This is a genomic window from Eisenbergiella sp. OF01-20 (assembly GCF_003478085.1).
Taxonomy (GTDB): domain Bacteria; phylum Bacillota; class Clostridia; order Lachnospirales; family Lachnospiraceae; genus Eisenbergiella.
The window spans coordinates 1-7,904 of sequence record NZ_QUES01000069.1 but is presented as its reverse complement, the minus strand read 5'-3'; the positions used below and the strand labels follow the sequence as shown (position 1 = coordinate 7,904).

The following is a 7,904-nucleotide window of genomic DNA, read 5'->3' as shown; positions in this document are numbered from 1 at the left end:
TCCGTCCCGGGGACACCGCTCTGCCAGCGGGCGGAAGGCCATTTTGCTCCTGCAAGTTTGAGTAGATTATTTATGTTATGGAGATGCTGCGTATGGATGAATTTATTAAGATTGTGGACCCTGACCTGGATTATATCAGCCATGAAATAACTGGGGATACTATTGTCATTAGAGTTGCTTCCAATAAGGAAGAAGCCGTGTGTCGGTACTGCGGAAGCACTTCTACAAAAAAACACAGTGTATATGAACGCAGTTTTCAAGACCTTCCTATTATGGACTTGAAAACCAGGATTATCAGTTACAACAGAAAAATGTTTTGTCCCAATCCAGAATGCAATCATACTACATTTGCAGAAACCTTCCGTTTAGTAAAGCAAAAAGCAAAAAAAGCAATCGGCTTCCGGAAAAAATAGTTGATGTTTCCCTGAATATCAGTTCTCTGAATGCAGACTGGCTGTCCTCCTTTCCGAATCTTGAAAAAGTATACCGGGAACAACTTACTAAAGTCATAGAAAGCTATCCGCTGATTGGAACTGTTCAGGCAGGTCTGTGCATGTACTGCACAGGGGGCGTGACCAGTAACACCGGTTCAGAATCGTCTGAAACGGTACGCAAAAGGATAGCTATTTTATGTGGCATCATGTAAAATAGATGGATACGAATACGGATCAAATAAAATTACTATCGGACAGAGGGGGTATGCAGATGAAAAATTATATCCGGCAGAATAAGGATGCCTGGGAATTCAACACCTATGATTTCTGGGTGGAGCATGCAGGGACACCGGAGGAACGGGCCAAAAAGGACATGGCGGATCCAGTGGGAATGCTGAAAAAATACGCGGCCTATTTCGACTCCTGTGAAGGGGTGCGCGTGGCAAATATCTGCGGTTCCTGCGGGAAAAAGGCAATTCCTCTCGCCCTTCTCGGTGCGAAGGTGACCATTTTCGATATTTCTTCCGGCAACCGGAGGTATGCGCTGGAAACCGCAGAGGCGGCGGATACCTCCGTGGACTTTGTTCTGGGGGATGTGCTGGAAACCGATATGGCCCGGTACGGAGGGCAGTTCGATATCGTGTTTATGGAAGGCGGCGTACTTCACTATTTTCATGATATCGGGAAATTTATGGATGTAATGTTTTCCCTGCTCCGCCCCGGCGGCCGTATGATATGCAGCGATTTTCATCCGTTCCAGAAAATAGCGGATATTCTGGAGTTTCAGCAGCCGCAAGCCCCTTATTTTTCCAGAGATATCATAAAAGGGGAAATGGCCCATGCCAGATTTTACCCGGAAGAAATCCGCAGGCAGATCCTGCTGTGCGAATACCGGAAATATACGATCAGCGAAATCATCAATGCCTGTATAGACAGCGGTTTTATCTTAAAACGCTTTGACAAGCATCCCGCCTGGACGGATCCGACATTGCCGGGTGAATTCACGATGGTTGCGGTAAAAGAATGATACGGAGCCGCGCAGCATATCGGGAGAAAGAAGGAGAACAGCATGCGTTCAGAAAAAGAAATGATGGACATGATTATACACAAAGCCAAAGAAGACGATCGGATCCGCGCCGTCACCATGGAGGGTTCCAGGGCCAATCCCAATGCTGTCCAGGATACCTACTCGGATTTCGACATTACCTATTATGTTACGGATGTGAGGGACTTTACCGCAGATCGTTCCTGGATCCATACGTTCGGCGATATTCTGATCGTGCAGTGTCCCATGGACTGGTATTCCCATCCTTATGATTATACCAGCCGTGAACCTTTCGCTTATCTGATCCAGTTTGCCGACGGCAACCGTATCGATCTGACCTTGCAGGATGTAAAAGATATAGCAAAGGAGAGGGAAAATAACCACCCGCGGGCTGTCCTTATGAACAAGGATAGCTTTCCTTCCCTGCTGCCGCTTCCGATCGAAGACGCCTTTTACATACAGCCCCCGGTGGAGAAGGAATTTTTTGACACCTGCAATGAATTCCGCTGGCTGAGTCTTTATGTTTCCAAGGGCGTGTGCCGGGAAGAGCTGTACTATGCCAAGCACGCCTATGATGTGCTGCTCCTGCCCATGTTCCTGAAAATGCTGAACTGGAAAACAGGCATCGATAACCATTTCTGCGTCACCACCGGTTCTTCCTGCAAATACCTGAAGCGGTTCCTGTCTACGGAAGAAATGGAACGGTTTCAACATGTTTTCCCTGACGGGGACTATGATACCATCTGCCGCTGCCTGTTTCTCCTGTACGATTATTTCCATGAGCTGGCCGGTTTTGTGGCAGGACAGCTGCATTTCCATCACGATACAACGGAGGCCGAAAGGGTACGCCAGTTCCTTGTACAAAGGCTCCGGGACAGGGGATATTACAGGTAAACCAACGGTAGAATCCGCTTAATCGCCAGATAATCGGTTTCTTTCCGCTGTATTTTATTATATTGTTAATTCAGACTTCGTTGGTGCCGGAGAGCGCCCCGCAGACAGTGAGCGTAGGGCTGACCGGCACCTGCGGAATTTGAGTTGATCTGACATCAGTGACGACAGAAAGGGTTATGCAATGAATAATGAAAAAATGGGAAAGTTTATTTCCGAAATGAGAAAATCCCAAAATCTGACCCAAAAGGATCTGGCCTCCCGGCTGGAAATCACGGATAAAGCGATTTCCAAATGGGAACGGGGCATCAGCTGCCCGGATATATCCCTCTTGATCCCGCTGGCCCAGATCCTGGGTGTGACAACAAGCGAGCTGTTAAATGGGGAAAAAGGAGCCTCCCCTGAAAAATCCGGCGAAGCCCTGGTGGAAGAAACCCTGCTGTATTCCGACAAAAGCGCCGCCCAGAAACTGGACAGAGCAAGAGGGATGATCTTCACCTTCTTATCTTCTTCCTTTATTCTTGCTGCAGTCATCTGCTTTATATGTGATTTCTGCATAGCCGGGCAACTGACCTGGTCTTACCTTGTGGCTTTTTCCCTGCTTTTCGGCTGGCTGCTTCTCCTCCCGCTGTTTAAAGCCCGGGGGCATATTATCCGTAATCTTCTTCTGGCCCTCAGCCTGACGGCAATCCCTTATCTGGCAGTATTAAGCCGGCTTTTAGGTTTGCCTGTCCTTTATAAAATGGGGACTGTGATATCTGTCATTTCCCTTCTCGGGCTGTGGTGCATCTATCTTTCCTTTTCAAAAATCACGCACAGGAAATTATATGCGGCGGGGATTTTATTATTGGTTATCATACCGGTTATGTGGGGGATCAATTATACGGTTTCTTTCTTTTTGCGCCAGCCGCTGGATGCTTCCACGAAATTTGTTGACAGTCTGACGACCCTGGCCCTGCTGGTTTCAGCGGCTTACTGCTTTGGGAAGGAATTTTTGCGGAGCCGGAAGCAGTAGGTCCTGCTTCGGGGAAGCGGCTGATGGTTTTCCCCGGGTTGTTCCGGAGCCGCAAAAGGGGAGATTTATTTCATAAATACCGGCTATGCAGAAGAAATGCAGATTATATTGCGGCTATATAAAATACCGTATGGGGTTTACCTGTACGGTATTTTTTTATTACTTAAGATGCATACGATAGAATAAAACATTGTACAAGCGTTGATTGATAGTGGTGACCTTATTTCATGTTTTCTGCATAACCAGTCCATTATCAATCCACCACATTAGATTAGTCTAATCCAGCTTTCTGTTGACAACGGTTATATTAACTTTAAGTTTTGCGGTTATACCCATAAAAAGTGTTGATATCTTAAAAGAAATGCGATATTCTATTATAGATGGGAGGTGCCTTTTATGATTAATAGACCAATTTACGTTGATAGGATAATGGTATATGCGAATACACCATTTGTGAAAATCCTTACTGGAATTCGCCGCTGTGGGAAATCAACCATTTTAAAAATGTTGATAGATAAAATGAAAGGACAGGGTATTCATAACGAGCAAATATTGCATTATAGCTTTGATTCTTTGGAATATGAGGATATAAAAACAGCGAAAGCCTTGTTTGCACATTTGAAACAGCATTTGTTTTTAGAGGGTAAGACTTACCTTTTTCTTGATGAGATTCAAGAAGTAAAGTCATGGGAAAAAGTTGTAAACTCCCTTATGACTGACTATGACGTAGACATTTATGTAACCGGTTCAAACTCCAGAATGATGTCCTCTGAAATATCTACCTACTTGACTGGTCGTTATATAGCATTCCGTATTTTCCCGTTGTCCTTTTCAGAGTATATGATCTTTCGCAAAGAGTACGCAGAAGTTCTTGATCCTCGTTCAGAACTTGCAAATTATCTCCGGCTCGGCGGTTTTCCTGCAGTCCATCTGCAAAAATATACGCCGGATGAAGTCTACACCATTGTTAAGGATATCTATAATTCTACGATTTTTACTGATATTGTAAGGCGTAATCAAATCCGCAAAGTGGATCAGCTGGAGCGTATTGTAAAGTTTGCTTTTGATAATGTTGGACGGACTTTCTCCGCCGCTTCTATATCCAAATATCTGAAAAGCGAAAATCGGGCTATTGATAACGAAACGGTTTACAACTATCTCAGCAAGCTGGAAAGCGCCTATATCCTTCACCGCTGTTCGCGTTACGACATACAGGGCAAAGAAATTTTAAAAACCCAGGAGAAATTCTACCTGGCCGACCCGGCGTTGCGTTACAGTATATTAGGATATTCGCCGGACAGCGTGGCCGCAATGCTGGAGAATATAATTTATCTGGAATTACTGCGCCGAGGATATGAAGTATACGTTGGAAAACTGGACAGCGCTGAAATAGATTTCATTGCCGTTAAGCAGGAAAACAAGCTGTACATTCAAGCGGCCCAGGAGATCGGTTCTCCTGAAACCGAAAAACGCGAATACGGAAGACTGCTTGACATTCGGGATAATTATCCGAAATATGTATTGCGGACAGACGCTTTTGCGGGGGGGAATTATGAAGGGATAAAGACCATGCACATTGCAGATTTCTTGCTGAGTAATGAATATTAACAAGGGAAGGATGTGTTAGTGGTGGAAGAAAGAAAATATCAATTTGAACGGCTAACGCCAACAGACAATGTTGGTTTAGATGTATACGAAGATGCAATCAATTAAGTATTTGTAAAACCTGATGTAAAAACACTATAATATTTGAGGGTGGCTTTTTACAGGGTCTATCTCTATATATCGTTAATATGTGCCTTTTAAAAAATATTAATAACGAGTTTGTGGTTTACTTCAATCAGCTTATAAAGGCGTTAGTAATGGAATGTCTAACTCGAATTTATTATTTGCAGTAAGACTCTTCTGTATGATAATCTCTGAACAAAGCGGTTTGTTTTTACTATAGCAATATAAAACAGTACAAAATTTGACTTGATTTTAAGGGGAACGATATAAAATCCTGTTGAAATTTGTCGCATACGGGTGGCGGAGATGATGATGACAAGATTCGACAGAAAATGTTAGAATACGGTTAAAGGCAGTATAATATAATGTCGAATATCTCCCCAAATGATAAGTTAAAATTAAGACATTTAGCAGAAGGTTTGATATAATAGGGGAAAAGTAGTTGGAGGTTGAAAATGAAGGAGGAAAAGGTCTTAAAAGCAAAATAAGTGCAAAAGGAATGCAAATTTCTGTCGTCTCGGATGGAAGTTATGATGACTATATCTCTTTAACTGATATTGCAAAGTATAAAAGTGAAGATCCGGCTGCAACAATCCAAAATTGGATGCGAAGCCGCGATGTCATTGAATTTTTGGGTTTATGGGAGACTTTACATAATCCGGATTTTAAACCCCTCGAATTCGAGGGGTTTAAGTCACGAGCCGGTTCGAATGCATTTACTTTATCTCCAAAACGCTGGTTGGAAACAACAGCCGCAATCGGTATGTATTCTAAATCTGGACGTAATGGAGGGACTTTCGCACATCGTGATATTGCATTTGAATTTGCCTCTTGGATTTCCGCAGAGTTTAAGCTATACATTATCACGGATTATCAACGGTTAAAGGCAGATGAAAACAGCAGGCTTTCATTAAATTGGAATATGAACCGCGAAATTTCAAAAATCAATTACAGAATACATACGGATGCAATCAAAGAGCACTTGATAGTGCCGGAATTGCCTAAACAATATAATAATTTTACATATGCGACAGAGGCCGATGTCTTAAATGTAGCAATGTTTGGAAAGACTGCAAAGCAATGGCGGGATGCAAATCCAGGGTTGGCTGGAAATGTCCGCGACCATGCTACACTACAACAGCTTATAGTCTTATCCAATATGGAAAACTTAAACGCTGAAATGATTAAACAGGGGATAAACCGTGATAATCGGTTGGTGGAATAAAATCGAATTGCAAAAGAGCAAATGACATCCTTATTAAAATCGGCAGGCATCAAACGATTAGTGGATCACAATAATTCAAAGTGAAAAAAGTTATTAATTTCAGCAATTTGGACAGTTTGAGAGAGTTGAGGAAAGTTTAAATGGATTAGGGGAGAATAATTATGAGGAGTCCGCAACAAGTAATAAATGCTTTGGCAATGCTCGGTCTGGACTGTAAAAGTATGGTAGATATATTTATGAAATTTAACACCGACACTCCAAATCATCTGAGGCTACAAGCTCAGTACGGCGTATGTGAGGGATACCAAACCTTTATAGCAACTAATATGATTCAAGAGTTTTCTACAATCGCGTATGAATCCTTAAAGATGTTTGAGGAGCAGCAGGGTGAATTTCATGAACTGCGGCAAGAATATGATGCAGATTTTTTTAGTCACTTAGAAAAAGTTAGAAATAGTATGCATATCTACAATAAACATGGTAGTTATAAGGAAAAAGCACAGCGAATTATTGAAACTATAAATGAGGAATTTCCTCATAATTACAATATATCTTTATTTTATCGAGTTATAGATAAAAAAGCGTACTTTCTCGGAACAAATATATTCTTTTATCACATGATTGATGAGTTTAACGGAAATAAATGGTTGCAAGGTGAAAAAGCACGTGATTACGCTCAATTTATTTCATCCATTGTAAGTTCTTTTCAATCATTGGAAGCAAGAAATATTGAACAAGTAGAATGCCCATTTTTCAATTCTGCTTTAGATAAAATAAATATTGAATGTTTTGAATATACCATTGAGGCAATTATAGATAAATTAAACGTAGCCCCATCTGTATGTATTCGATTACTTCTAATGCACTCGTATGTAAGTTTTATCAACCTATTGTTTGATGAAGTTTTACATGTTGATAACTGTATCAAAAATCCTTTATGGCTTTGCTTCTTTGCAAAATTATATTCCATACGTTATGACGAAGTTTTAGATAGTTTTGAAAATTTAATAACTCATGCGGATGATTTTACCAAAGAATTATTACAAAATTTATTGGACTTCAAAGGTTTTGACCGCAAAAAAAGCTTGCGTGAATTTGCACGTAATTTACGCAACTTAGTTCATTACGGACTAAAAGAGTATCCGCTTATTTACAAAGATGGCGACTATTATGCTGATGTTGAGAGGATATATTTAGATGTGGTTGGCCTCTCAACCATTGAAGAATTTGCAGAATATTTTTATGCGCTACGGTTTGATATGAAGTTAATGGAATCAAGATTTAGAAGAATATTTGATATGAATTATGATGTTTCAGTAATAACAAGAGAACTGGCCAAGGGAGGAATACCAATTTAAACTTTAAAGCATTTAGTACTTTCCCTATATAATTAATATAAGAATTGACAAAAGTCCTTTTGTTATGTAAATAAATTTTGTCGTGGGCTTGACATAAGGGTGACAAAAGTCGTGACGACAGGATTTGACAAAATATAATAAAATATGATTGAAATGGGTCAATATTTAAACTAACATCCACATTCTGAAATTAACATCCACTTTGCGT

General features: G+C 41.1%; 8 protein-coding genes. All 8 read left to right on the top strand.

Annotated elements, in window-relative coordinates; genetic code table 11:
• Positions 1-92: 92 nt before the first annotated feature.
• The gene (locus tag DXA36_RS32145; protein WP_182479355.1) at positions 93-413 is read left to right on the top strand and encodes a transposase family protein; all 321 of its coding nucleotides are present in this window, start codon (positions 93-95) and stop codon (positions 411-413) included.
• Positions 414-705: 292 nt separating this feature from the next.
• Positions 706-1,461, top strand: coding sequence for a class I SAM-dependent methyltransferase (locus tag DXA36_RS32140; protein WP_118683586.1), 756 nt, complete (start codon positions 706-708; stop codon positions 1,459-1,461).
• 42 nt (positions 1,462-1,503) lie between these two features.
• The gene (locus tag DXA36_RS32135) at positions 1,504-2,373 is read left to right on the top strand and encodes an aminoglycoside 6-adenylyltransferase (RefSeq protein ID WP_118683585.1); all 870 of its coding nucleotides are present in this window, start codon (positions 1,504-1,506) and stop codon (positions 2,371-2,373) included.
• Between the two features lie 181 nt (positions 2,374-2,554).
• Positions 2,555-3,385: a helix-turn-helix domain-containing protein gene (locus tag DXA36_RS32130; RefSeq protein WP_118683584.1), complete on the top strand. Its 831-nt coding sequence runs from the start codon at positions 2,555-2,557 to the stop codon at positions 3,383-3,385.
• Between the two features lie 396 nt (positions 3,386-3,781).
• A complete protein-coding gene (locus tag DXA36_RS32125) occupies positions 3,782-4,993 on the top strand; it encodes an ATP-binding protein (RefSeq protein ID WP_118683583.1) in 1,212 nt (403 codons plus the stop codon).
• A 134-nt stretch (positions 4,994-5,127) separates the two neighbouring features.
• Positions 5,128-5,283: a YobI family P-loop NTPase gene (locus DXA36_RS34490; protein WP_412250676.1), complete on the top strand. Its 156-nt coding sequence runs from the start codon at positions 5,128-5,130 to the stop codon at positions 5,281-5,283.
• 272 nt (positions 5,284-5,555) lie between these two features.
• The gene (locus DXA36_RS32120) at positions 5,556-6,338 is read left to right on the top strand and encodes a KilA-N domain-containing protein (RefSeq protein ID WP_330425140.1); all 783 of its coding nucleotides are present in this window, start codon (positions 5,556-5,558) and stop codon (positions 6,336-6,338) included.
• A gap of 161 nt (positions 6,339-6,499) precedes the next feature.
• The gene (locus DXA36_RS32115; RefSeq protein ID WP_118683582.1) at positions 6,500-7,696 is read left to right on the top strand and encodes a hypothetical protein; all 1,197 of its coding nucleotides are present in this window, start codon (positions 6,500-6,502) and stop codon (positions 7,694-7,696) included.
• Positions 7,697-7,904: the final 208 nt, after the last annotated feature.

Bases quoted from the DNA above. Each gene is read 5' to 3' on its own strand.
- DXA36_RS32145 (WP_182479355.1), top strand. From the start codon at position 93: ATGGATGAATTTATTAAGATTGTGGACCCTGACCTGGATTATATCAGC.
- DXA36_RS32140 (WP_118683586.1), top strand. From the start codon at position 706: ATGAAAAATTATATCCGGCAGAATAAGGATGCCTGGGAATTCAACACC.
- DXA36_RS32135 (WP_118683585.1), top strand. From the start codon at position 1,504: ATGCGTTCAGAAAAAGAAATGATGGACATGATTATACACAAAGCCAAA.
- DXA36_RS32130 (WP_118683584.1), top strand. From the start codon at position 2,555: ATGAATAATGAAAAAATGGGAAAGTTTATTTCCGAAATGAGAAAATCC.
- DXA36_RS32125 (WP_118683583.1), top strand. From the start codon at position 3,782: ATGATTAATAGACCAATTTACGTTGATAGGATAATGGTATATGCGAAT.
- DXA36_RS32115 (WP_118683582.1), top strand. From the start codon at position 6,500: ATGAGGAGTCCGCAACAAGTAATAAATGCTTTGGCAATGCTCGGTCTG.